Annotated in this window: 19 protein-coding genes and 1 tRNA gene; 6 read left to right on the forward strand and 14 right to left on the reverse strand. The window is 67.4% G+C overall.

Annotated elements, in window-relative coordinates; translation table 11 throughout:
* Positions 1–67: 67 nt before the first annotated feature.
* The 3 genes from E5A74_RS19850 to E5A74_RS19860 all read right to left on the reverse strand — a co-directional run bounded on the left by E5A74_RS19850 (position 68) and on the right by E5A74_RS19860 (position 2,975).
* On the reverse strand, positions 68–706 hold the full coding sequence (locus E5A74_RS19850; RefSeq protein WP_135987365.1) for a response regulator transcription factor: 639 nt from the start codon (positions 704–706) through the stop codon (positions 68–70).
* Entirely contained in the window at positions 703–2,217 is a 1,515-nt protein-coding gene (locus E5A74_RS19855; RefSeq protein WP_166745691.1) for a sensor histidine kinase, read from the reverse strand. Before E5A74_RS19855 ends, E5A74_RS19850 begins: the two co-directional genes overlap by 4 nt.
* Positions 2,218–2,318: 101 nt before the next feature.
* On the reverse strand, positions 2,319–2,975 hold the full coding sequence (locus E5A74_RS19860) for a sensor histidine kinase (RefSeq protein ID WP_135987367.1): 657 nt from the start codon (positions 2,973–2,975) through the stop codon (positions 2,319–2,321).
* 178 nt (positions 2,976–3,153) lie between these two features.
* Here E5A74_RS19860 and E5A74_RS19865 point away from each other — a divergent pair, with 178 nt between their 5' ends.
* A complete protein-coding gene (locus E5A74_RS19865) occupies positions 3,154–3,990 on the forward strand; it encodes an alpha/beta fold hydrolase (RefSeq protein WP_135987368.1) in 837 nt (278 codons plus the stop codon).
* A gap of 268 nt (positions 3,991–4,258) precedes the next feature.
* Positions 4,259–4,537 (forward strand): UBP-type zinc finger domain-containing protein, encoded by a 279-nt coding sequence (locus tag E5A74_RS19870; RefSeq protein ID WP_240699901.1) that lies wholly within the window; start codon positions 4,259–4,261, stop codon positions 4,535–4,537.
* A 46-nt stretch (positions 4,538–4,583) separates the two neighbouring features.
* On the opposite strand, the gene E5A74_RS19875 is transcribed toward E5A74_RS19870, so the two are convergent.
* From E5A74_RS19875 to E5A74_RS19890, 4 genes are all read right to left on the reverse strand, one after another.
* A complete protein-coding gene (locus E5A74_RS19875) occupies positions 4,584–5,225 on the reverse strand; it encodes an ATP-binding protein (protein WP_206365928.1) in 642 nt (213 codons plus the stop codon).
* A 75-nt stretch (positions 5,226–5,300) separates the two neighbouring features.
* Positions 5,301–8,213, reverse strand: coding sequence for an ATP-binding protein (locus E5A74_RS19880; protein ID WP_135987371.1), 2,913 nt, complete (start codon positions 8,211–8,213; stop codon positions 5,301–5,303).
* A gap of 199 nt (positions 8,214–8,412) precedes the next feature.
* Positions 8,413–9,255 (reverse strand): SDR family NAD(P)-dependent oxidoreductase, encoded by an 843-nt coding sequence (locus E5A74_RS19885; RefSeq protein ID WP_135987372.1) that lies wholly within the window; start codon positions 9,253–9,255, stop codon positions 8,413–8,415.
* 49 nt (positions 9,256–9,304) lie between these two features.
* Positions 9,305–10,414 (reverse strand): redoxin domain-containing protein, encoded by a 1,110-nt coding sequence (locus E5A74_RS19890; RefSeq protein WP_135987373.1) that lies wholly within the window; start codon positions 10,412–10,414, stop codon positions 9,305–9,307.
* 338 nt (positions 10,415–10,752) lie between these two features.
* Here E5A74_RS19890 and E5A74_RS19895 point away from each other — a divergent pair, with 338 nt between their 5' ends.
* From E5A74_RS19895 to E5A74_RS19905, 3 genes are read left to right on the forward strand one after another with little or no spacing between them, the layout of a single operon-like run.
* On the forward strand, positions 10,753–11,952 hold the full coding sequence (locus E5A74_RS19895; RefSeq protein WP_166745727.1) for an epoxide hydrolase family protein: 1,200 nt from the start codon (positions 10,753–10,755) through the stop codon (positions 11,950–11,952).
* Positions 11,953–11,984: 32 nt separating this feature from the next.
* The gene (locus E5A74_RS19900; protein ID WP_135987375.1) at positions 11,985–12,398 is read left to right on the forward strand and encodes an organic hydroperoxide resistance protein; all 414 of its coding nucleotides are present in this window, start codon (positions 11,985–11,987) and stop codon (positions 12,396–12,398) included.
* 24 nt (positions 12,399–12,422) lie between these two features.
* The gene (locus E5A74_RS19905; protein WP_135987376.1) at positions 12,423–13,199 is read left to right on the forward strand and encodes an alpha/beta fold hydrolase; all 777 of its coding nucleotides are present in this window, start codon (positions 12,423–12,425) and stop codon (positions 13,197–13,199) included.
* A 31-nt stretch (positions 13,200–13,230) separates the two neighbouring features.
* On the opposite strand, the gene E5A74_RS19910 is transcribed toward E5A74_RS19905, so the two are convergent.
* Positions 13,231–13,764, reverse strand: coding sequence for a cytochrome P460 family protein (locus E5A74_RS19910; protein WP_135987377.1), 534 nt, complete (start codon positions 13,762–13,764; stop codon positions 13,231–13,233).
* Positions 13,761–14,819, reverse strand: coding sequence for an alpha/beta fold hydrolase (locus tag E5A74_RS19915; RefSeq protein WP_135987378.1), 1,059 nt, complete (start codon positions 14,817–14,819; stop codon positions 13,761–13,763). The genes E5A74_RS19910 and E5A74_RS19915 overlap by 4 nt, the downstream gene beginning before the upstream one ends.
* 271 nt (positions 14,820–15,090) lie before the next feature.
* On the opposite strand from E5A74_RS19915, the gene E5A74_RS19920 reads away from it, so the two are divergent.
* On the forward strand, positions 15,091–15,537 hold the full coding sequence (locus tag E5A74_RS19920; RefSeq protein WP_240699902.1) for a DUF1348 family protein: 447 nt from the start codon (positions 15,091–15,093) through the stop codon (positions 15,535–15,537).
* A gap of 283 nt (positions 15,538–15,820) precedes the next feature.
* Here E5A74_RS19920 and E5A74_RS19925 read toward each other — a convergent pair whose 3' ends face one another.
* From E5A74_RS19925 to E5A74_RS19945, 5 genes are all read right to left on the reverse strand, one after another.
* Positions 15,821–17,161 carry a PepSY-associated TM helix domain-containing protein gene (locus E5A74_RS19925; RefSeq protein WP_240699903.1) on the reverse strand — a complete coding sequence of 447 codons (1,341 nt, stop codon included), beginning with the start codon at positions 17,159–17,161 and terminating at the stop codon, positions 15,821–15,823.
* Between the two features lie 22 nt (positions 17,162–17,183).
* On the reverse strand, positions 17,184–19,220 hold the full coding sequence (locus tag E5A74_RS19930; protein ID WP_135987381.1) for a TonB-dependent receptor family protein: 2,037 nt from the start codon (positions 19,218–19,220) through the stop codon (positions 17,184–17,186).
* Between the two features lie 73 nt (positions 19,221–19,293).
* Positions 19,294–19,695, reverse strand: coding sequence for a DUF2946 family protein (locus E5A74_RS19935; protein ID WP_135987382.1), 402 nt, complete (start codon positions 19,693–19,695; stop codon positions 19,294–19,296).
* 187 nt (positions 19,696–19,882) lie between these two features.
* Positions 19,883–19,959 (reverse strand) — tRNA-Trp (locus tag E5A74_RS19940).
* 47 nt (positions 19,960–20,006) lie between these two features.
* On the reverse strand, positions 20,007–22,367 hold the full coding sequence (locus E5A74_RS19945) for a putative bifunctional diguanylate cyclase/phosphodiesterase (RefSeq protein WP_135987383.1): 2,361 nt from the start codon (positions 22,365–22,367) through the stop codon (positions 20,007–20,009).
* Between the last annotated feature and the right edge of the window lie 41 nt (positions 22,368–22,408).

The raw sequence follows: 22,408 nt of genomic DNA on the forward strand, positions 1-22,408 counted from the left end.
GGGACGGTTGCGACGCCGGGCGTCGATGGCTGTAGATGCACCCTCTGCGGGCATCTCGACACCATACTCAGATGTTAAAGCGATGGATGCTGTCGTCGCGAACGCCGAGCAGCTCGGCCATGCGGACCAGATCGGCGAGCGATTGCGCCTCCATCTTCCGCATCACATTGCCGCGATGGATCTTCACGGTGATTTCGGACAATTCCAATCGCGCCGCGACCTGCTTGTTCATCAGCCCGGTGACCACCAACCCCATCACTTCGCGTTCGCGCGGCGTTAGACGGGCATGGAATTGCCGGAGCTGGGTGGTGCTCTCCGCCGCGGCGCGGCGGGTGCGATCCTTGTCCAAAGCGACTTCGACCGCGGCGAGCATCTGCTCGTCGCTGAACGGCTTGGGCAGGAAATCCACTGCTCCGGCCTTCATCCCGCGCACGGTCATCGGAATGTCGCCATGCCCGGTGATCAGGATGACCGGGATATGCACGCCCTGCTCGGCGAGCCGCTGCTGGAAATCGAGTCCGTTGTGCTCGCGAAGACGGATGTCGAGCACGAGGCACGACGCGATGGACGGCACGCCCGCGGCAAGGAAATCCTCGGGGCTCTCGTAGAGCGCGACGTCCAGCTCGGCCGAGCGGAACAGGCTGCCCAGCGATCCGCGGATCCCGGCATCGTCGTCGATCACACAGATCCGGCCAAGGCTTGTCATGCCGCCTCCTTCTCGCCCACGGCCGGCAGGTAGAACCCGAAGGTTGCGCCGCGGCCCGGATTGTTGGCCGCGCCCAGCGTGCCGCCATGCTGCTCGATGATGGAGCGGCAGATCGAAAGGCCCATGCCGAGCCCGGCGCTCTTGGTCGTGAAGAAGGGCGCGAACAGGCTTTCCGGATCGCCGGCGATGCCGCTGCCGCAATCCGAGACGCGCAGCCTGACGCCCTCGCCATCGGTGTCCGCGTCGATGCACAGTTCGCGCGCATCGGCCGGGCTCTCGGCCATCGCCTGTTCGGCATTGAGCATCAGGTTCATCAATACCTGCTGGAGCTGGACGCGATCGCCATGCACCAGGGGCAGGGCGTCCGCGATGGTCACCCGGATCGCGACTTCATGGGTCTGCAGGGCGCGGCGGAGCAGGGCGACCGTCTCGTCGATCAGCGACCCCAATTCGACCAGGTCGCGCTGCGGATCCGCCTTGCGCGCCAAATCGCGGATGCGCGCGATCACCGCAGCGGCACGGGTGCCGTTGGCAGCGATCTGATCGAGGCAGTCGGCGACCTCGAGCGCGTCGGGTGCCTCGCGCGCCAGCCAGCGCGTGCCCGACTTGGCGTAGGTTATGATCGCCGAGAGCGGCTGATTGACCTCGTGCGCGATCGATGCGGCGAGCTGGCCCAGCGTGGTCACGCGCGAGACATGGGTGAGCTCGGCCTGCGATTGCGCCAGCCGCGCCTGCGCGCGGTTTCGCTCGGTGAGATCGAGCGCCATCACCAGCACGCGCTTCCACCCGTCGCTTCCCGGCGGCAGCGTCACGCGCAGCACGACATCGGCGATTTCGCCGCTGGCGGTGAGGAACTGGGTTTCCTCCTCGATCGTGGTGTCGCCGCGGGCGAGCGCGGTGAGGATTCGGCCCAGCGTCGCCTCGGCGGCGGGGGTGTGGTGGGCGACAATCGTGCCCCCGACCAACGCGCTGGCGTCGGGCAGCCCGAACAACCGTGCCGCTTCGTTGTTGGCGGCGCGGATCGTCGCGGTGCGCGCGATATGCTCGATCGTCTCCGGGCTGGCGGGTTGGCCGCTCTGCAGCAGCGCATGTGCGGTGGACCAGTCGCCTTCCCAGATCGGAAGGCCCGCGGCGTTGAAGATGGTGCGATACCGCTCCTCGGACAGGCGATGCCGTTCGGCCGCCGCCTGATTGCGCAGGCTGAGCAAGGTGGTGATGCCGATCGCGGTGAGGCTCACGCCCAGCCGCGCCGCCGGTGATCCCAGCGGCTCGCCCGAATGGCTGATGAAATAGCCGGTGATCGCCATCGCAAAAACTGCGATCCCGACGACCATCATCAGCGCGCGATCATGGCTTCGCGCCGCCATCACCACGACGATAGTGTAGAGCACCGCCACCGCGCCCTGGAGAGGGCTGAGCACATCGAGCGCGAATATGGCGAGCGCCAGCGCCAGCGCGGCGGCGCCGTGAACCTGCGTCGCCAATCGCTTGCCCGTGGCGTCGTCCCGCATCATCGTCTCCCGCAGCCCTCCGATCCACGAGGTTCGGAAGGGTGCCAAGCTGGACGAGGGTGTCTGCGATGGCAACATCAAGGCGCGCCGTCCGGACGAAATCAACATCCGCCGACATGCAAGGTGAAGCGCGTGCCGGGCTGCGTGTTGGTCCAGTCGTGGCGACCCCCCAGCCGCTTCGCCATCATCGCGATGAGCTGGCGGCCAAGGCCGCTGCCCTGTGAAATCCGGTCGGCCGGCATCCCGCGCCCGCGATCCGACACTTCGAGCCGATAGCCGCCGAACGGCATCTTGCGCAGGACCACCTCGACATCGCCGGGCATTCCGGGCGCATAAGCATATTTGCACGCGTTGCCGACGAGCTCCGACACGATCACGCCTATCGCAGTAGCGGCATCGGGCGAGGCGTTGATCGTATCGGCGGCGACATGCACCCGGCGGCCGGCGTCCGCGCAGCCCCGCTCGAGTTCGGCGCCCAACTCCCCGAGATAGGCGCGCAGATCGACGCTGGCCGCGGTGCCTGACTGATAGAGCTGGCGATGGACACCGCCGATCGCCAGGATCCGCCGCATCGTCGTGTCGAGCGCCGCCACGGCGATCGGGTCGGCGACGCGGCGCGCCTCGACCGACACCATGGCCGCGAGCAATTGCAGGCTGTTCGCGACGCGGTGGTTGGTTTCATCGGCGACGCTCGGTTGGGGCATTGCCGGCAGCACTGCGATCGCGGCGGGCTCGGGGAATGCATGCTGTGCCATCATCGGGTCATCCCTTCGGTGATGAGTCCTGATCCCCGATCTCGCGATGTGGCGCCATCATACGCAGGTTTAGGGACGGTGACCCCCAACCTGGGTATGATTCCGAATTTCCGGCCTCCCGCCGATATCCACTCCGTCGGACGGGCAGGGTGCAGCGTCCGCCTGAACGACGGAGGACACCATGGCTACGCTCATCACGCAGGACGGCGCGGAAATCTTCTACAAGGATTGGGGCCCGAAGGATGCGCAGCCGATCGTATTCCATCATGGCTGGCCGCTCTCGTCGGACGACTGGGACGCGCAGATGCTGTTCTTCCTCGCGCAGGGCTACCGCGTCGTCGCGCATGATCGCCGCGGGCACGGACGCTCATCCCAGATCGATACCGGCCACGACATGGACCATTATGCCGCCGATGCCTCGGCCGTGGCCGAGCATCTCGACCTGACCAACGCCGTGCATATCGGCCATTCGACCGGCGGCGGCGAAGTCGCGCGCTATGTCGCGAAGTTCGGCCAGCCGCAGGGGCGCGTCGCCAGAGCGGTGCTGGTGAGTTCGGTGCCGCCGCTGATGTTGCAGACCGCGAACAATCCGGGCGGCACGCCGATTGCGGTGTTCGACGCTTTCCGCACGGCGCTGGCGGCCAATCGCGCGAGCTTCCTCCTCGATGTCGCGTCGGGGCCCTTCTACGGCTTCAACCGTCCGGGCGCGAACGTCACCGAGGCTGTCGTTCGTAACTGGTGGCGCCAGGGAATGATGGGCAGTGCGCTGGCGCACTATGAAGGCATCAAGGCGTTCTCGGAGACGGACCAGACCGACGATCTCAAGGCGATCACCGTGCCGACGCTGGTGCTTCAGGGCGATGACGATCAGGTCGTGCCCTATGCCGACGCCGCGCTGATGCAGGTGAAGCTGCTGCAGAACGCAACGCTGAAAATCTATGCGGGCTACCCGCACGGCATGTTGACCACCCATGCCGACGTCCTCAACGCCGACCTGCTGGCGTTCGTCCGCAGTTGAAGATCACGCGACGAAGGCTGGTTGCCGCCGCCGCGGCGCCGCGCGTTCGCAACGTTGCTTGCGCGCGGCGCCGGTGCGGAGGGCTCGAGCCAGGCGGCGTCGCGCAGCGCGCGGGTCACCATCCCCGAGCGTGTGCGATCAAAGCGACCATCGTCGCCCTCGACTCGGGCCATCTTTGACCTATCACCCATCCACGCGCGATTGCGGACCTGATCCAGCGCGCGGCGCAAGGCGGAGGACCTCGATGAGCGAGTGCCGGCATCTGGATATGATCGACCAAGTCACCCCCAGCGCGAGGGGATGCGAGGAGTGCCTTCGCATCGGCAGTCCCTGGGTGCATCTGCGACTCTGCCGTAGCTGCGGCCATGTCGGCTGCTGCGACGAATCGCCGCATCGCCACGCCACCGCGCATTTCCACACCACCGGGCACCCGATCATCGAAGGCTATGATCCGCCCGAAGGCTGGGGTTGGTGCTATGTCGACGAAATCGTCGTCGATCTGCCGGACCAGACCGCGCAGCGCGGGCCGATCCCGCGATATGTCTAGCCAGGCGCTGGCCCGTGCGCCTCGAACTATCCGGGCCGACACGCGGTTAGCCGCCGGGAACGGCCGTTTGCAGCGCATTTCGGCGTGTTATTTGCCGACCTCCATCATTTGCCGAGGTCCACCGGTCCGTCGCGCAGGGCGACGGATCGCGGGCGGTGACCGATGCCCGGTCGCCCGGCGATGCCGGTGCCGCGTCGCCCGAAGGTCCGGGAGCATGCGACGCTCCCCGAGACTGTGCAGCGCCGCCGCAACGGGACGACAGCGCCTCGGCGGGGCCACTCAGGATCGCGATCGTTCCCGGGCGGGCGGGCTGATAGCTGAACCTCGCCTCAAGCTGCACGGCGATGCTCTCGACAAGGCGACGACCCCTGCCGCAGCGCGCGACTGGCGGCGCGCCGATTCCCCGGCCGTCGTCCGCGACGATCAGCACGAAGGATCCATCGAGGACCGAGAACGCCACGCGGATCTCTCCGCCGGCGTTGTCGTCATAGGCGTATTTCATACTGTTGATGACGAGTTCGTTGACCACCGAGCCGAGACGCACGGCAACATCGGCGGCCACGCTTTCACCGCCATGATGTACTGCGATGCGTGGCACATTCGGCCCGCACCCAAGTGTAGCCAGACCCTCGGTGAGGTTCGCGAGATAATCGCCGATCGCGACCATTTGGGGCGTGTCGTAAGCCATGGCTACCTGCCTCCCGTGTCGTACGTTGGGATGACAGGTTCGTCCGCCGCGCATCTGCGCGCCAGCGAGATGATGCTAGGCGGTGTGAGGAACCGTCAGGGTTTGAACGCCACCGAGAGACATGAGCAGATTGTTGGCACGCGCGAGATCCTTCGTGTCGTCCGCAGCGGGAAACCGCGCGCACGCGGCTGCCAGGCAATCGACGGCGCGCTCGGTATCGCCGATCCCGGCGAGATGCGGGACGAGATCCATCGCCGCCCGTAACTCCCATGCGCGGGCACCCTGTTCGCGGCTGAGCGCGAGCGCCTCCTCGAGAATTGCCACCGCCACCATCGGATCGCCCGCTTCCCGGCAGGCGATCTCCGCCTTCAGGCGCAGCAGTTCGGGCATTGCGATGCGTTCGCCGTTCGCCTCGCACCGGCCGATGGTGCCGTCGACGAGATCGCGGGCCTCCCGCCAGCGTTCCTCCAGCAACAGTCCGCGGGCGAGGGCGATGGAGAAGGGTGTCGTCAACAGCTCGTAGCGTGCCGCGCGCAGGCGCCCCAGGCTCTCTTCCACGGCACTCAACGCGTCTTCCGTGCGCCCCCGCTGGATCGCGAGCTCCCCCCTGAAACCGCGGCCAGCGGCAATATAGGGGCCCAGCGCATTCACCTCGGCGCATTCGGTAAAGGCTTCGAGCGCACTCTCTGCCACATCGAGGTCGTCCATCCACATGAAGACCGAAAAGAACCAGATGAGTGCAATGCAGTGCGTCACGGGGTGGTTTAGCCGGGCCGCAGATTGAACGGTCTGACGTGCGACGATCGCCGCCTCCGCGGACTGCCCGGAAAGCCAGAGGGTCCGCGCGAGCGCGATCCCGGAGCGGTTCCGGTGGTCGAAGCCGTAGTGGATCGTTCGACTGCGCAGCGAGGCAGGGCTTTTCGCCAGCGAAATCTCCAAATCATGCCGCGCGCGCGCCTGATTGCCCGCGAGATGGTGCGAGATGCCGGACAAGGAGTAGGCGATGCCCAATGCTTCGGGGCTGCCGATGGCGTTGGCAACCGCCACTGCATGTTCGGCATGGTCCATCGCGACCGAATATTCGCCGATGCGCTCATGAAAGATATGGAGACGCCCCAGCATGCGCAGCTGATTCCAGCGATCGTCGAGCGCTGTCGCAATCGCGAGCGCTCGCAACAGCGCCTCGCCCGCCGCTTCGCTGTTTCCCCGCGTGAACATCAGCGAGATGCCGAGCGCGCCCTGCAATTCCAGCTCGATGGCGCTTCCGCGCTGTGCGTCCTCGATCTCGCCCAATGCGCGCGCGGTCCAGCTCCGGCACTCGACGAGGTGCGACAGGTTCAGAAACACGGGCGCGCTCGCCGCGGCAAGCCGCACGCCGGTGCGGCGGTCGCCATCGTCGCCGAAGCTCCAGTCGAGCGCGCTGCGAATGTTGCCCAGCTGCTGGCGCAGGGGGCGGGGATCCTGCAGGAGATCGTCGTTCTGCGAGGTGATGGCCTCCAGCTCGGCGAGGAAGAAGTCGGCATGACGCCGCGCGGTGTCGTTGAACGCCTCCCCACCGCGCGCGAGCAATTTCTGCCGGCCGTAGGCGCGAGTCATTTCCAGCAAGCGATAGGTGCCGGTGCGGCGCGAGCGATCGCGTGCGAGCAGCGACTTCGATGCGAGCGCATCGAGCGCGGATGCGACCTCGTCCGATCCCAGCGCCGTGTCGGCCACCACTTCGAGCGCCGCGTCGATGGAGAAGGGACCGACGAACATCGCGAGCCGTTCGAGAACGATACGCTCGACGTCCGAAAGCAGTTCGTAGCTCCAGTCCAGCGTTGCCTGCAGGGTCTGCTGGCGGGGCAGGGCGGTTCGCCGTCCGGGCCAGCCCAGGCTCAGCCGCTCGCCGAGCTGAAGGGCGGTTGCGGCAATCCCGTGCGTCGCGACGCGCACCGCGGCAAGCTCGATCGGAAGCGCCATCCCGTCCAGCCGCCGGCACATCTCCGCGACGAGGCGCGCGCCGTCCAGATCGATCTCGAAGGCGCTGTCCGCCGCGCTTGCCCGCTCGCAGAAGAGCTGGATGGCCGGATAGGACACAAGCTGTTCGAGCATCAGATCGGTCGAGTCCTCGGGATAGTCGAGGGCGTCGAGGCGGTGGACGTGCTCGCCGCGCACGCGAAGCGGCTCGCGGGACGTGGCGAGCAGCCGCACCTGCGGTGCCTCGTCGATGAGGCGCTCGACCAGCCGCGCGGCGGGCTCGATCACATGCTCGCAATTGTCGAAGACCAGCAGGAAGGGCTGGTCGCGCACGTGGCCGAGGATGACGGCCAGCGGATCATCGCTGTGCACAGAAATGCCCATCGCGCCTGCCGTCATGGCGGGCACCAGCATCGGATTCTCGAGCATGCCGAAGTCGACGAAGACGACCCGGCCGTCGAATTCCGGGGTTAGATTGTGCGCGATCTCGATCGCGAGCGTGGTCTTGCCTACCCCTGCCGGTCCCACGATCGTGAAGAGCGGGGTATTCGTCACGCGCGCCTGCAGGAACGCGACATCGTGCTCGCGGCCGATGAGGTGCGGCAGGCGGGACGGGATGTTCGGCGCGTTTGCGACGCTGCTGGCGCTGATCTCCTCGACCGTCGATGGCCCGGTCGCGACATCGGGAGCCTCATTCCGCTCGATCGGCGCCACGAATGCATAGCCGACGCCGACCTGTGTCGCGATGTAGCGGGCGCCGTCCTCGCCATCGCCGAGCAGCTTGCGCAGGCCCGCCATGTGGAAACGCAGGCTACCGTCCTCGACGACGACATCGGTCCACACGCGCTTGAGCAGCTCGCGCTTGGAAAGGACACGTCCCGGCTGTTCGGTCAGCACGACGAGAAGGTCGAACGAGCGCCCGCCGATCTCGACGGGCTCGCCGGCGCGCGTGAGCAATCGCTCGCCCGGCGAAAGGCAGAAGGGACCGAAGGAGATCCGCTCGCGAAGGGGTTGCTGTTCTACATCTGCCACGATCGCGCCACTCCCAAGTCGGCGAGCCTAGCCAAAGCGAGTCCCGTAGGCGATCTAAACCGCAACGCCAGCGCTGCTGCGCGAGCTGACGGGGGGCAGGATAATCTTGCCTGCTTTGATCGCCGCCATTGCATATCCTCCCCGGTAGCGCGCCCGCGAAGGCGGCGTCGATCATGCGAAGGTATGGGACACCATTGCCTCAACCATCGGGACTCGCCGGATAGTCGGTCGAGATGCTGAGCGACCGCCAGCGTGTCAGCTCGTCGAGGCGGGCCCGGTCGCTGCGCTCGATCGCGGCCACGGCATCGCTGCCGAGCGCGAGCCGCAAGGGCGGATCCGTCGCCGCGACGACGTCGAGGATGGCCTGTGCGCCTCTGCGCGGGTCCCCCGGCTGGCGGCCGCTATATGCCCGCTGCATCCGCGCCGTCTTGCCGACGACCTCGTCATATTCGGGCCGACCCGCGTCGAGCGTGGTGGAGGCGCCGGCGAAATCGGTCCGGAAGCCGCCGGGCTCGATGATCGTCACCTTCACGCCGATCAGCCGCATCTCCTGGGCGAGCACCTCCGAAAAGCCCTCGACACCCCATTTGGCCGCCGAATAGGGCGCCCGGCCCGGCGCGCCCAGCCTGCCGCCGACCGAGGAGAATTGGATGATGTGGCCCGAACCCCGCGCCCGCATGTGCGGGATGGCCGCCTTGGTCAGTATGATCGTGCCGAACAGATTGGTCTCGATCTGGCGACGGAAGGAGTCGATCGTCGTGTCCTCGACCGAGCCGACATCGCCATAGCCGGCATTGTTCACGAGGACGTCGAGCGCGCCGAAGCGATCGATTGCGGCCTCGACGGCAGCGCGCGCGTCCACTTCGCTGGTCACGTCGAGACGCGCGATTGCGAGCTGATCCGGGCGGGACCCGACGAACGACGCCAGTTGCCCGAGGTCGCGTGCCGTCGCAAGCAGATTGTCGCCCGCTTCGAGGATGCGCTCGCACAGCGCGCGCCCGAAACCCCGCGAGCTACCGGTGACCAGCCATGTCCGTGGCATATTTTCCTCCATGTCGCCGCCCCGGCCATTCCGGAGGCGCGGTTCGTGATCAGCCGAAGGTGAAGACATAGGCGCGGACGCCGGGCCGGGTGAATTCGACCGTGATCGTCCGGTCCCGGATGGCGCCGGTCTGGCGCACCAGCTGGTAGAGGCGGTCCTCCTTGACCTCGCCCCAGCCGTCCGCGTCGATATCGGTCCCATGGTCGGCGCCCGGCGCCGCGCCGTCGATCGTCACGCGGTAGCGGACCGGGAGGCCGTCGGGCGCGCCGCCGAGCACGAGATGGGCATCGCGCGCGTGGAAGCGGAAACGGAGGGCGCCGGCGGGCTGGTCGAGCGCGGCGAACTCGCGTCCGACAGTCCAGGCGCCCCGCAGGTCCCAGCCGTTCAGCGGCAGCGAGGGAGCGGCGGAATAGGCTGCGGACGCGCCCTTCCGGATCCCGCCGGGCGAACGGAAGTCGGCTGCTTTCGCATAGCCCAGATAAGCCTCGGGCGATCCGAGATCGTTCCAGTCCGCCGCAGCCTCTATCCCGGTGCCGGCGATCGGCGTGACGGCGACGCCGGACGGGTCATGCCCGGCTTCGGCGAGCAGCTTGCGGATCAGCTGCTCGGATTCGGCATAATCGCCTTCGCCGATGCGATAGCCGCGGACGCGACCCTTCGCATCGATGAAATAGAAACCCGGCCACCCCTGATTGGCGAAATCCCGCCAGACCGCGAAATCATTGTCCTGCAGGTTCGGATAGCGCACCCCCAAAGCTGCCGCCGCGCGACGCACGTTCGCCGGGTCGTGCTCGAACCCGAATTCGGGCGCATGCACGCCCAGCACGACCAGCCCTTGGTCGCGGTAGCGCGCTTGCCAGGCGCGCAGATACGGCAGCGCGCGCAGCGAATTGATGCACGAATAGGTCCAGAAATTGACCAGCACGACCTTGCCGCGAAGCGATTGCGGGCCGCCCGGCACGGCGGTGAGCCAGGGTCTCGCATGCTGTATCGCGTCGAGCGGTCGCGTGCTGGCGCCGAGCGCGGCGACGGTGCCGGCGGCCAGCGGCGCGGAATGCGCGGCCACCAGCCCGAGCGCGTCCCCGAAGCAGATCGCGGTCGTCGCGCCAGCAGCGAGGATGGCGGCGGTGATGAAGCCGAGCGAGCGGGTCTTGATCATGATGTTCTGCCTCGAGCGTGAACCGATTCTGGTTCGTCCAGTCGGAATGTAGGGATTGCCCGTTGCGCCGGCCGTTAGCCGTCGACGTGCGCTGTTAGTTTCCGACAGCAAGGCTCGCGCCGCTGCGCCGCGCATGCATCGCGCCAGTTTCGACAAGGCGGCGAATGCGAACACTAACGCCGCATCACTGCGCCTAACGGGCGCGCGCCCGGCGTTCGCCTATCTCCCCTCGAGCCGGCTCGGTTGGCCGTTTGAGGAGAAATGAAGTGTTGTCAGGTCATTCGACATCGCGTCGGCAGTTCGTGGCCGGCGCCGCACTCGCGGGTGCCGTGAACGCCATGCCCGGCATCGCCCGCGCACAGCCGGGCGCGGACGCCATCCGGCCTTTCCGGGCGGCGATCCCCACCGCCGACATCGTCGCGATGAAGCGCCGCATCGCCGGGACGCGCTGGGCCGATGCCCAGCCGGCGACCGATGACGGCCAGGGCGTACGCCGCCAGACGCTCGAGCCACTGATGCACTACTGGGCCGGCGAGTATGATTGGCGCAAGGTCGAGGCGCGGCTGAATGCGCTGCCGATGTTCATCACAGCGATCGACGGGCTCGACATCCATTTCATCCATGTCCGCTCGCGTCACGCGAATGCGCTGCCGATGATCCTCACCCATGGCTGGCCGGGCTCGATCCTCGAATTCCTGAAGGTGATCGATCCGCTGACCAACCCGACCGCGCATGGCGGCCGGGCCGAAGATGCCTTTCACCTCGTCATCCCCTCGATCCCGGGTTTCGGTTTCTCGGCCAAGCCCGGCGCGGTGGGCTGGGGTTCGGACCATATCGGCCGCGCCTGGTCCACGCTGATGCTGCGGCTGGGCTATGACCGCTATGTCAGCCAAGGCGGCGATTGCGGCTCGGTGATCTCGCAGCGCATGGCGTTGCAGCACGTGCCCGGCCTGCTCGGCATCCATCTCAACATGCCCGCCGTGGTGCCGGAGGAGATCGCCAAAATCCTTGCCGCCGGCGATCCGGCCCCGGCCGGCCTGACTGCGAAGGAGCGCGGGGCGTTCGACCAGCTCGCGATCTTCTACCGCGACAACGCCGCTTATGCCGCGATGATGAGCACCCGCCCGCAGACGATCGGCTATTCGCTGGTCGATTCGCCGGTCGGCATGGCCGCGTGGATGTACGAGAAGATCGCGCAGTGGACCTATAGCGGCGGCCAGCCCGAGCGCGTGCTGGGCCGCGACGCGATCCTCGACGATCTCTCGCTCTACTGGCTGACCGGCACCGGCGCATCGGCTGCGCGGATCTATTGGGAGGATCATTCCAACAACTTCAACGCGCGCGGCATCATCGATATGCCGGTCGCCATCAGCGTCTTCCCCGGCGAGATCTTCCGCGCGCCGAAGAGCTGGGCGGAGCGCTGCTACACCAACCTCTTTTACTTCAACGAAGCCAGCAACGGCGGCCACTTTGCCGCCTGGGAGCAGCCGATGCTGTTCGCCGCGGAACTGCGCGCCGCCTTTCGCTCGCTGCGCTGACGCCCCTCATCGTTCGCACAAGGAGAAGACCGATGTCCGATATCAAGATCCTCTACACCGCCAACGTCCATGTGACCGGCGGGCGCGACGGCAGCGCCCGAAGCGCCGACGGCCGGCTCGACGTGAAGCTGTCGACCCCCGGCGGCCCCGGTCAGGGCACCAATCCCGAGCAGCTGTTCGCCGCCGGCTGGTCCGCCTGCTTCGAGGGGGCGATGGCGATCGCCGCAAAGCAGAAGGGCATCACGCTCCCGGCTGATCTCGCCATCGATGCCGAGGTCGCGTTGCGGCTCGGCGACGACGGCTTCTCGCTGGCGGCCAAGCTGAACGTCAGCGTTCCAGGCCTCGACCCCGACCTCGCCCGGCTTCTCATCGAAACCGCGCACCGGACCTGCCCCTATTCGAAGGCGATCAAGGGCAACATCGACGCGGTCGTCGCACTCGTCTGAACCGACATCAACAAGGAGATCGATATGAAGAAGGTCATCACCGGCGGGCTCGTTCTCGCTGCAGGTCTGTTCGCCGCCTCGGCGCAGGCTCAGCCCGTCAGGCCCACCATCGTGCTGGTTCACGGCGCGTTCGCGGACTCGTCCAGCTGGAATGGCGTGATCACGCTACTCGAACGGGACGGCTATACCGTGATCGCCGCACCCAATCCGTTGCGCGGGGTGCGCGCTGACGCCGATGTGGTCGCCGACGTGGTAAAAAGCGTCCCGGGGCCGGTGGTGCTGGTCGGGCATTCCTATGGTGGTTCGGTCATCAGCGAAGCTGCCGAAGGCGCGGGTAACGTGAAGGCGCTGGTGTACGTCTCGGCCTTCGCCCCCGATACCGGCGAAACCGCGTTGGGACTGACCGGCAAATTCCCCGGCAGCACGCTGGGGACGGCACTGGCGCCGCCGGTGAAGCTGACCGCGGGCGGCAACGACCTCTACATTCTGCAGGCGCGCTTCCACGACCAGTTCGCCGCGGACGTGCCCGCGCCGGCGGCGCGGCAGATGGCCGCGGGCCAGCGTCCCGTCGCCGAGGCGGCGCTTGCGGAAGAAGCCACCATGCCGGCGTGGAAGCACCTGCCGTCATGGTTCATCTATGGCGATGGCGACCGAAATATTCCGCCCGCCGCGATGGGCTTCATGGCGGAGCGGGCGAAATCCCGGCAGACGGTGGTGGTCAAGGGCGCCTCGCACGTGGTGATGGTGTCGCACGCGCCCGCGGTGGCCGGCTTGATCGAGCGCGCGGCGGCGGCCCGCTGAGGCAAAGCGCCGGCGTCTCCGGACGCCGGCGCTATTCCGACCAGGCGGTGAACACGAAGTCCGCGCCGCCCTCCAGCTTCCCGAGCTTCTGATGGCAGGTGAAGCAGGCGCGGGCGATCGCCGGATCCGGGTTTGGCAGGCCAGCTTCGAACTGCCCGTAACCCCAGCCGCCGCTGGCGGCGTAACGCTTCGAATCCTTGACGCTGACCTGCACATTGGTCGGCGCGCCCGCCACGAAGGACTGGGGGGCGGGGAAGACCGCGTCGTTGCGCGGCGACGACTGGTATCGCCATGCGAGCCGCACGATAACGGCGCCGTCCGGGAAGGGCCGCGTGCCCTTCCGGAACGCCTCCACGGCGGCGGGATTGCCGAGAATCGCGCGGATGTCGTTGTTCTTCCCGTTCTCCTGCGCGACGCTGATCAGCTTCCAGTCGCGATAGCCATCGGGGAGCTTCACGCCGTAGATCGGCGATCCCGGACCCACCGCACGTTGGCCGGCCGCGACGGCAGATGCGCCGAAGACCAATGTCGCGAATAGTAGCGCGTGCGCGCCACGAAGCTTCATCGCGCGAGCCCGGTGGCATCGAGGACGGCCTGGGCGAAGGCGAGCGGCGCCTCCTGCGGGAGGTTGTGGCCCACGCCGCCGGTGATCAGCCGATGCTCGTAGGGACCGGTGAACTTCGCCCGGTGGTTTTCGGGCGCGGGATGCGGCGCCCCATTGGCATCGCCTTCCATCGTGATCGTGGGGATCGTGATCGGAGGCGCGCCGGCCAGCCGGGCCTCGACTGCGTCATACTGGGCTTCTCCCTCGGCGAGCCCGAGCCGCCAGCGGTAATTGTGGATGACGATGGCGACATGATCGGGATTGGCGAGGGACGCGGCCGAGCGATCGAACGTGGCGTCGTCGAACTTCCATGCCGGCGAAGCCAGCTGCCAGATCTGGCGATTGAACGCGTTCGTATTCGCCGCATAGCCGGCCTTGCCGCGCTCGGTGGCGAAGTAGAACTGGTACCACCATTGCAGTTCTTGCGCGGGCGCGAGCGGCTTGGCGTTGCCTGCCTGGCTGCCGATCAGATAGCCGCTGACCGAGACCAGCGCCGTGCAGCGCTGCGGCCAGAGAACGGCCATGATGTTCGCGGTGCGCGCGCCCCAATCGAAGCCGGCGACAACTGCCTTCTCGATGCGAAGGGCGTCCATCAGCGCGATTCCGTCCGCGGCGAGCGCCGCCTGCTGGGCGTTGCGCGGCGTCGATGCGGCGCGGAACACCGTCGAGCCGTGGCCGCGCAGATGCGGAATGATGACGCGGTGTCCCCTCGCCACGAGGACCGGCACGACCTCCGCGAACGCGTGGATGTCGTACGGCCAGCCATGAAACAACAGAATGGGCGCGCCCGATGCCGGCCCCATCTCCACATAACCGATGTCGAGGACGCCGGCGGCGATTTGCCGGATCGGCCCCATGGGCGTTCCCGGGCGCGGCGTTCCCGGGCGCGGCGTTGTCGGTCGCGCCATCGCGGGCTGCGTCGCGGCGCCTGCGGCGAGAGTGGCGGCTGCCGCCGCCGCGATGCGGACGAATTCGCGGCGGCGAGGATCCGGCATCTCGGGCAATTGGCTGGGCATGTCTCGTCTCTCTTTCAGGGCCAGTGAGGGATGCCGTGACGATAGCCTTGGTCGCTGCGGCACGCTCGTTAATCGCTGTGATGTCCTGTAAGCGCGCGGAAAGTCGCGTCCGGTGGTGGCTGCTTCGCGCGCCCCGCGCGGGCATCGGGAAGAACTAACAACGCCTAACTGGCGCCCGCCGCCGGCGCGGTCATTATCGGCCGACGACCGTCCGCGCACCGTCGGGTGCCGCGGGCGGAGCGTTGGTTATGTAGATATGGTGGAAGTCCTGATGTCCCAATTGAGTCCGGCCGCGGCGCAGTGGGTCCGCGACGCCGAATGCGCCTGGAACATGCGCGACTGCGACGCGATCGTCCTGAGCAACACGATCGACTGTCACTGGCGCAATCGCGTCTATTTCCTGTGGGGCCGCGAGCAGATCCGGACCTATGTCGAGCGCCAGGTCAGGCGCGAGATCGACCAGCGGGTGATCTTCGAGCTGTGGACCGAGGGCGAGCACCGCCTGTCGTACCGGTTCGCCGCGGAATTCCGCAATGACAGCGGTTCGTGGTTCCGCGCCTATGGCAACGAGGCGCTGGCGTTCGACGAGGCGGGCCTCGTCAAGCGCCGCTTCACCGCCGGCAACGAGCATGCGATTCAGGAACATGAACGCGCGCTGCGCTGGGCGGCGGGGCCGCGACCCCGCGATCATCCGCCCCTCTCGGAGCTCGGCTTCTAGGACCGGGCACGGGACCAAACGGAGTCACATGCCGGTTTGCCCCGCAAGCTCGCTGAACCATGCGAGTGCCGGGAAAGGCGCGAAGAGGCAGGCGATGCCAACCGATCGCCACCGGCAGCGTCGCGACGGGGTGGCCGCAGCCGCCAGGCTGACGCGACCTGCTCATCAACACGAGGGGTGAAGACGGGCCGCCTCGCTAGAGCATTTCGACCAACCCGACGCTGTCGGGTAGCTGTCCCATCTGCGCATCGGTGATCTCGCTATCGCGAACCCCCGAAAGCGGTCACGCTCGCAATACGCGCCTGGCGGTCGTCAAACTGCGGTCGAGCAGGATGAGCGCCAGAAGCGACGCCCCAAATAGCGGCAACAGGACAGCGAGGAGCACCATCGCGGAGATCACCCAGTGCAGGCGTGCCCCACGGACGCGCGGCGGCGCGCCGAACTGGTCCCTTGGGCGGCGCTTCAGCCACATCACGACGCCCAGAATGCTGATCGCGATCAGCGAAAACGCAGTGACCACGCCGATCAGCTGGTTGGCCAGACCGAACAACTGCCCCTCGTGCCAGGCGACGCCGGTGTTGACGATCCTGTCGACGATGTGCTGGTCGGCGAAGCCCCGGCGGCCGGTCTCGTGTCCGGTAGTCGGATCGTAGGTCACTTGCCGGCCGAGCCAGCGGTTCTGTGCCTCGGATTTCGCCATCCACTCATTGCCGAGGGGCGGGCCGAAGCGTTGCGGCGCGTGCGGCGGCAGCACCAGCACCGGGAACGCCATATGCTCGCCCTCGGCCCTGGCGACAAACGTCGAGAGCGGCAGCCCGCCGGGTTCGGGCGCGTCCGGCATCGGCATGGCGATCGGCGGCGCGCCATGATGCCCGGCATGGCCGCCATCGGCACCGATCTTCCAGTCCTGCGGTCCCTTGACCAGCCCGAGCTCGGTCCGCGCCCATTTGAAGGCGCCGCCCCATGCGCCGGCCCAGGGCAGGCCGCTCGCGAGCATCACCAGCACCAACCCGGCGATCCAGAAGCCGGTGACGCGGTGGATATCCTTGAGCAGCGGGCGCCCTTTGAGCGAGAGCCGGGGGTAGATCGTGCCGCCCGCGCGGAATGGCCGCGGCCACCACAGATAGAGGCCGGTCAGCAGCATCACGATCGTCCAGCTCGCCGCCAGCTCGACCAGCCGGTCGCCCAGGGTGCCGAGCAGCAGCGAGCCATGGATGCGCGAAACGGTATCCGAGATGCGCGTCTCGGGGTCGATGTCGCCCAGCACCTGGCCCTGCGGCGAGACATAGACGTCGCGTTTCTGCCCGTCGGTGAAGCCGAGCTGGACCATCGCCGCATCGCCTGGCTGCTCGGGCAGGCGGTAATGAGTGAAGCGCGCGGTGGGAAAGCGCGTCATCACCGAGGCGAGCTGTTTGTCGGGCGATACGGCGCCCTCGGTGCCCAAGCCGCGATAGGCGCGCTCCTGCCAGCGGTCGATCTGCGGTTTGAACAGATAGATCGAGCCGGTGACCGACAGGATCAGGATGAAGGGCAGCACGAACAGCCCGGCATAGAAGTGCCAGCGCCAGATCGTGCGGTAGAGTGCGCCGGCATGGGCGCCCGCCGCTATCGGCCTCTCGCTCACCGGGCTCGTCATCGCGCCAGCCTCACCATTTGAACCGGATGCCGCCATAGACGGCGCGGCCGGTGCCCGGGTTGAAGATCTCGGACGCAGCGCTGGCAACGCCGGCGATCGCCACCGTCGAGATGTAGCGCTTGTCGGTCAGGTTGCGGCCCTCGACATAGACCGACCAGCGCTCGCCCGTGTCGAACCCGGCCCGGAGGCCCAGCAGCGCATAGGGATCGACGCTCAGCGTGTTGGCGTTGTCGGCGAAATAATGGCCCGGCGCCCATTCGACGTTCGGGCCGGCATAGAAGCCGCTGCGATGCTTGTAGAGCAATTCCGCGCGCAGATAATGCTTCGGGATGCCGGGCAGTTCGTTGTCGCCATAGATGGCGTCGCCGTCGAAGTTGAAGTCGCTATAGGTGTAGGCCGCCGTCACCGCGATCGCGTCGCCCGAGGCGGAGAGCGGGATGTCCGCGTCGAGCCCGGCCTCGATGCCCTGATGCACGGTCTTGCCGGCGTTGATGATCGAGCAGGCCGCCCAAGGCGCGGTGGTCAGGCACTGCAGCTCGTCGCGGATATCCGAGCGATAGAGCGAGACGTCCCAGCCGATGCCGCCCGCCTTGCCGCGCGTGCCGACCTCATAGGTGGTCGCGCGCTGCGGCTTCAGGTTGGTCGCGGTGATGACATTGGCGTCGTAGCTCGGCACCTCGCCGCTGCGCGAAATGTTGGCGAAGACCTGCACGCCCGGCTGCGCTTCCCACAGCACGCCGAATTTCGGGCTCCACAGCTGGAAGTCCTTGTTGCCCGACTGATCGCCATCGGAAAGGAAGCGGTCGCGCCGGTCGCGGCTGGCGTCGAGATACTTGACGCCGGCGACCAGCGTGAGGCTGGGCACCACGGTCAGCGAATCTTCGGCATAGGCCGAGAAGTTGTTCGGCTTGTCGACCATCGATACGGTCAGCGCGCCCTTGGTCGCGGCGACATTGACGTATTGGCGCGTGTCGATCGTGCCGTTGTGGAGATTGACGCCGAGGGTCAGCCGGTTGTGGATTCCGCCAAGATCGCGGTCGTCGACGAGACGGGCGAACGCACCGTAATCGTCGACGGAATAATCGAGATACTGGTAGATCGGATGATCGACACGGCGCCAATTGTAGAAGGCGCCGACATCCAGCGTCGTATCGCCGAAGCTGAAGCTGGTCTTGTTCGAGACGCGGACCGAATCGACGTTGCGCTGGTGGTCCTGCGCCACCCACACGGCGTTCGCCGAGCGTGGGCTGTTCAGCGCCTGGGCCTTGGTCACTTCGCCGGGGATGCGCTGGTCGGTCGAGGCGCCGGTGACGTAGAAGCGCGTCTCGACGTTCGGCGAGATGCGATAGCCGATGTTGAAATTGCCGCGGAACGCGTCGCCATTGCTATGGTCGCGATAGCCGTCGATCGTCTGGGCCGAGGCCGTGACGAACCAGTCGAACGCGCCCGAGGTGCCGCCGGTGCTGGCCTGGCCCTTTACATAGCCGAAGCTGCCGCCGTCGATCCGCGCCTCGAGCGACGATGCGTCGCGCCCGGTCGGCGTGACGAGGTTGATCGCGCCGCCGAGACTGTTGGCGCCATAACGCAGCGCGTTGCCGCCCTTGTAGACCTCGACATAGCGATAGGCGCTGGGGTCGATCTCGAAGAAGTCCATCAGCCCGTCCGACGTGTTCATCGGGATGCCGTCGAGCAGCACGGTGACGCCGCGGATGCCGTAAGCGCGCGACAGGCCCGAGCCGCGGATCGAGACGCGCGCATCGTCGCCCATGCGCGGCTGGGTGATCACGCCGGGCACATAGGCCAGGATGTCCTTGATGTTCTGGACCGGCGAGTCCCTGAACGCGGTGTCGGGCACCAGCGCGACGCCGCCGGGGGTGCGCTGGATCTCGATGGTCGCCTGTGCGGCATTGGGCGTCGCGGTGACGACGACATCGTCGCGGGCAGGGTGCGGGTCAGCAACATTGGTCGAGGCGTCTTGCGCCGCAGCAGGGGCGGCAAAGGCAATGGCGACGAGCGCTGCGGCGAGCGCGCGATGGGATACGGACATAGGCAATCACCTGAAGATGCCTCGTGTGGAGGCATGTGCGCAGAGCCGGGCGTGCCCGGCGATTCCAATGCGATCAGGCGAGTAGAGGTGGTCCGCGCAACGGTGGATGCAGATAGGCGCGCCGGCGAAGCGGGGGGCGACTGCGCGCGGCAAAGCCCAAGGCGAGCACAAAGGCGATGGCAGCGAGCAGAAGGATCGCGTCCACGCCGTTTGCCGCGGCATGGCCGAGCACCGAGAACGGACAGATCTGGTCCTGCGCCTTTTTGCCCGAATGCGGCTCCGGTTGGGCCGGGGCCATTGGCATGTTGATGGCCATCTCCGCCGGACCTGCCCCCGAGCATAGAGCGAGGGTCAGCGTTTTGCCGGGCGCGATCATGTACCCTTGCGGAACGAACGCCTTCACGACCAGCACCATGGCGATCAGCCACAATGCCAGCGCGCGATTCGATTTCGTCCAGGAGCGAAGCCCACCCATCGCGGCCGACCTAGCGGCCCGATCGCACGGTGTCACGCCCGTCGATCCCGGACATTGGCGCGGGAAGAAATTGTGAAATTATTCAGCGGCATAGCTGCCCGCGTGCAACGGCCTCCGGCTCGAAACCAATTCGAATTTTCTGGGGGTCCCTGGACAAGGATCGCGAAAATCGCGCGCCAGAAGAGAATGGCAGGGGCGCTCGGATTCGAACCGAGGGCCTTCGGTTTTGGAGACCGACGCTCTAACCAGCTGAGCTACGCCCCTGTGCGGCCGCAGCCCTTAGCGAGCCCGCGACGCGCTAGCAAGCGTTCTCACGCAGCGACGCTGCCGCCCGAGGCGTGCATCGCCAGCGCGCGTGCTTCGAGCACCGGGAGCGGGCGGCCGAAATAATAGCCCTGGACCTTCGAGCAGCCGAGCGCCTGGACCATCTGGTGCTCCTCCTCGGTCTCGACGCCCTCGGCAGTGGTCGCCATGCCGAGGCTGTCGGCGAGCGCCACGACGGCGCGGATGATCGCGATCGCTTCCTTGGTGCCCTTCGAGGCGCCCTGGACGAAGCTGCGGTCGATCTTGATCGAGCTGAAGCGGGTATGCGCGAGATAGCCGAGCGACGAATAGCCGGTGCCGAAATCGTCGAGGCTCAGGCGCACCCCGAGATCCAGGATCTTCTCGAGCACTTCGACCGCGACGGTGCCTTCGCGCATGAACACGCTCTCGGTGACCTCGAGCTCGAGCCGCTCGGGCAGCAGGCCCGACTGGGCGAGCGCCTGCGCGACGATACCGACAAAGGCAGGGTTGTGGAGCTGCTCGGGGCTGACATTGACGGCGATGCGCGCGGGCACGTCCCAGCGCGCGGCCTCGTCGCAGGCGGTCCGCAGCACCCATTCGCCGATCGGCGCGATCAGCCGGGCTTCCTCGGCGAGCGGGACGAACTTCGCCGGCGAGACATTGCCGAACTCGGGATGCGTCCAGCGCAGCAGCGCCTCGAAGCCGGTGAGCTGGCCGGTCGCGGCGTTGACCACCGGCTGGTAGTTGAGGTGCATCTCGCCCTGCTCGACGGCGCTGCGCAGCGCGATCTCGAGCACGCGGCGCTCCTCGGCGGCCATGTGGAGCTGGGGTTCGTAGGCGTGGAAGACCCCGCCGCCGGCATCCTTCGAGCGATAGAGCGCGAGATCGGCCGAGCGGATCAGCATCTCGGCGGTGCGTCCGTCGCGCGGGCCGACCGCGAGGCCCACCGACGCGCCGATATAGAGGGTGTGCTGATCGACCTCATAGGGGCGCGACAGCGAATCGATGATCGTCTGGGCGAGCTGCTCGATGCGTTGGGTGTCGGTCGCGTCGCGGACTACGACGGCGAACTCGTCGCCGCCGAGCCGGCCGATCATCTCATTCTCGGTCATCAGCAGCTTGAGCCGCTCCGAGACGCGGCCGAGCAGGCGATCGCCGACCGGGTGGCCGAGCGTGTCGTTGACTGCCTTGAAGCGATCGAGATCGATCATCATGAACGCGCAGCGCGAGCCCCATTTGTCGGCATCGGCCATCGCGCGGGCGAGCGTCTCGTTGATCAGCAGGCGGTTGGGCAGGCCGGTGAGCGTGTCGTAGCGCGCCATGTGATTGATCTTGTCGGCCGACTTGCGCGCCTCGGTGACGTCCGAGCCGACGCCGCGGAAGCCGATGAACGCGCCGCGCTCGTCATAGCGCGGGCTGGCGGACATCTCCCACCAGCGCTCGTCCTGATTGACGAAAACCGGAAGCAGCAGATCGCGGAACGGCTCGCGGCCCTTGAGCTTCTCGGCGAGCACGCGCAGCTCGGGCGTGAAATTGCCGTCCTCCCAGGTCGGGCCGGCGAGCAGCTGAAGGAAGGGCGTGCCGTTGATCGTCTTGGGATCGGCGCCGAGCGACACCGCGAAGCGCGGATTGGCGCGCGCCACGCGGCGCTGGGCGTCGATCTCCCAGAGCCAGTCCGAGCCCGAATCCTCGAACTCGCGGAGCAGCAGGCTGACGGTTTCGTCGCGCTCGGCGAGCGCCAGTTCGTTGGCGCGAATCACCACCAGCGCACGACCGCGGCCGAAGGTGGCGATCGCGAGCAGCAAGGTGAGCAGCGCGGCGGCGGCGGCGAGGACCGGCGCGGCGATCAATGCGAGCATCGTCGTGATCGAGGCGCCGACGATCGAGACGAAGGCGATCGTGGCGAGCGGCAGCGCCGCCATCGCGACCGCCGAGGCGGTCATCAACAGCGAGACGACAACCCACAGGCCAAGCGCCACCCCGGCGTCGGCGGCGGCATAGCCGAATGCGAGCGGCGGGATCGACCAGACCGCGCCCAGCGCGATCCCGTCGAGCACGGTATCGCGCACATCCTTGAGCGAGGCGGTGACGGCATTGCGATGCTGGCGCGAGAGGCGGCGGAAGGCGACGGTGCAGCCGACGGCCGCGACCAGCGCGCCCCAGCTCGCGAGCTGCCAGAGCGGTGCCAGCGGCGCGAGAAGCATCGTGACGAGCGACGCGCCGACCAGATTGGCGGCGAGCATGAACAGCGCCAGCTGGCTGCCGGCGTGCAACTGCGCGGCGCGAATCGGACCCCAATCGATCGCGTCGGCCGGATCGTAGAGCCCGAGAAGCGCGCGCGCGTCGATCCGCGGCCGGGCGAATTGGGAAGTGGTCTGGCTGGTCACCCGGCAGGGATAGCCGAGGGGTGGTTAGCGAGAGGTTAGAT

Source organism: Sphingomonas naasensis (genome assembly GCF_004792695.1).
Taxonomy (GTDB): Bacteria; Pseudomonadota; Alphaproteobacteria; order Sphingomonadales; family Sphingomonadaceae; genus Sphingomonas; species Sphingomonas naasensis.